At 74.7% G+C, this 2,301-nt stretch carries 3 protein-coding genes; 2 read left to right on the forward strand and 1 reads right to left on the reverse strand.

Annotated elements, in window-relative coordinates:
* Together HMPREF3105_RS00510 and HMPREF3105_RS00515 are read left to right on the forward strand one after the other, a co-directional pair.
* Nucleotides 1-626, forward strand: a 626-nt coding sequence (locus HMPREF3105_RS00510; protein WP_246830292.1) for a lipase family protein, incomplete at its 5' end; no start/stop codon positions are given.
* Between the two features lie 51 nt (nt 627-677).
* Entirely contained in the window at nt 678-1,574 is an 897-nt protein-coding gene (locus tag HMPREF3105_RS00515; protein ID WP_041103614.1) for an SMP-30/gluconolactonase/LRE family protein, read from the forward strand.
* 134 nt (nt 1,575-1,708) lie between these two features.
* Here the strand turns inward: HMPREF3105_RS00515 and HMPREF3105_RS00520 are convergent.
* Nucleotides 1,709-2,301: TrmH family RNA methyltransferase (locus tag HMPREF3105_RS00520; RefSeq protein ID WP_070708515.1), on the reverse strand; the 593-nt coding region annotated here is incomplete at its 5' end.

Consider the following 2,301-nt stretch of genomic DNA (forward strand, 5'->3'; position numbering starts at 1 on the left):
CGCAGGGCGGCGGGGCGGCCGCGGCCGCCGCCGAGCTCGCGTCCGACTACGCCCCGGAGCTGGACCTCAAGGGCGCCTACGTGGGCGCCCCGCCGGCCGACCTCGTGCAGGTCGCGGACCGGATCGACGGCGGCCTGTACGCGGCCTTCCTGCTCTACGCGATGGCCGGGCAGCTCGCCGCGTACGACGTGGACCCGGCCACGCACCTCAACGAGACCGGCCTGACGGCCCTCGCCGGCGCGGCCGAGACCTGCGTGGCAGGCAGCCTCGCCTACGCGCACCTCGACTCCGCCACGCTGACCCACACGGGGCAGGACTTCCCTGAGCTCGTCCGCTCCGACGCCGAGCTGGCCGGGATCCTCGCCGAGCAGCGGATCGGCGCACCGGGCCGCCGTCCGGACGTGCCGGTGATGATCGCGCACTCCGTCACGGACGACGTCATCCCGTACCGCACCGGCCGCGACCTGGGCCGCCGCTGGTGCGCGGAAGGGGCACGGGTGCGTTTTGACCCGCTCCTCACCCCGACCCACGTGGGCGGCCACGTGGCCTCGCTGCCGCGGATGGGGGCGTTCCTGGACGCGACCCTCGCCGACCGCTGGACCGCCGACTCGTGCGGGTGGTTCTGAGCCTCGGCTAGCGTCGGGGCCAGGACCGTCCCGCCCACCGAAGGAGCAGTCATGCGCGCCGAGCAGGTCACCGATCCCATCACCTACCACGGCGAGGGCCCCGTCTGGGCCGCCTCGTGGGGCAGCGCCGCCGAGGGCGTGACCGCCGGCGGCGGCCTGCGCTGGGTGGACATGCTCGCCGGGGACGTCCTGTCCCTGCGCGCCGACGGCACGGTGGACCGCACGCACGTCGGGGACGTGGCCGCCGCGCTGCGCCCGCGTGCGGGGGGTGGCGCCGTCGTCGCGGTGGAGCGGGGCTTCGCCCTGATCTCGCCCGAGGGCGAGCTGACGACGCTGCCCGAGCTGTGGGGCGCGGACGCCGGGATCCGGATGAACGAGGGCGGCTGCGACCCGGACGGCCGGTTCCACTGCGGCACCATGGCGTACGCCAAGACCCCCGGCGCCGCGAACCTCTACCGGCTCGCCCCCGGACCCGACGGCGGCGCCGGCGAGGTGGACGTCGTGCTGACCGGCGCGACGACGTCCAACGGCCTGGAGTGGAGCCCGGACGGCACGCGGGCCTACTACAACGACACCCCCACGCGGCAGGTGGCCGTGTTCGACTACTCCCGCGAGGAGGGCCTGACGAACCGGCGCGTGCTCGTGGACGTGCTCGACGGCGAGGGCAAGCCGGACGGACTCACCGTGGACGCCGAGGGCGGCATCTGGGTGGCCGTGATCAGCCACGGGCAGATCCACCGGTACACGCCCGAGGGGACGCTCGACGAGGTGGTCGAGGTGCCCGTGCAGAAGACGACGGCGTGCACGTTCGGCGGCGACGACCTCGGCACCCTCTACATCACCACCTCCTGGGAGAACCTGGAGCGCGGCGAGGACCCGCTGGCCGGGGCCCTGTTCGCCGTCCGCCCGGGGGTGACGGGCCTGCCGGCCCGCCCCTTCGCGGGCTGACGCCGTCACGCCGCACGTCGTCGACGCCACCCTGCGCCGTTCTGCGCCGTCCTGCGCCGTCCTGCGCCACGAGCCAGACGAATCTGCGGTCCAGAGGCTCCTTTCAGCGCGGAATCGTCTGGCTCGCGCCGGACTCAGGGGACGGCCGCGTGCTGCCGGATCCACGCGTGCATCGCGATGCCGGCGGCCACGCCCGCGTTGATCGAGCGGGTGGAGCCGTACTGCGCGATGGACAGCACCGCGCTCGACGCCGCGCGCACCTCCGCCGACAGCCCCGGCCCCTCCTGCCCGAAGACGAGCACGCAGGCACGCGGGAAGTCGAAGGTCTCCACCGGCACCGACTCGGGGAACAGGTCCACGCCGAGCACGGGCAGCCCCTCCCCCGCCGCCCACTCCGTGAACGCCGCCACCGTCTCGTGGTGGCGCACGTGCAGGTAGCGGTCGGTGACCATGGCGCCGCGCCGGTTCCAGCGGCGCCGCCCGATGATGTGCACCCCGGCGGCGTTGAACGCGTTGGCGGTGCGCACGACGGTGCCGATGTTCAGGTCGTGCTGCCAGTTCTCGATGGCCACGTGGAACGGGTGGCGCCGCGCGTCGAGGTCCGCGACGATCGCCTCGAGGCTCCAGTAGCGGTAGTGGTCGAGCACGTTGCGGCGGTCGCCGTGCGCGAGCAGCTCCGGGTCGTAGCGCGGGTCCTCCGGCCACGGGCCGAGCCACGGCCCGACGC

Source organism: Micrococcus sp. HMSC31B01, assembly GCF_001816085.1.
Taxonomy (GTDB): domain Bacteria; phylum Actinomycetota; class Actinomycetes; order Actinomycetales; family Micrococcaceae; genus Micrococcus; species Micrococcus luteus.

Excerpts from the sequence above, each read along its gene's own strand:
- HMPREF3105_RS00515 (WP_041103614.1), top strand. The coding sequence starts at position 678 with ATGCGCGCCGAGCAGGTCACCGATCCCATCACCTACCACGGCGAGGGC.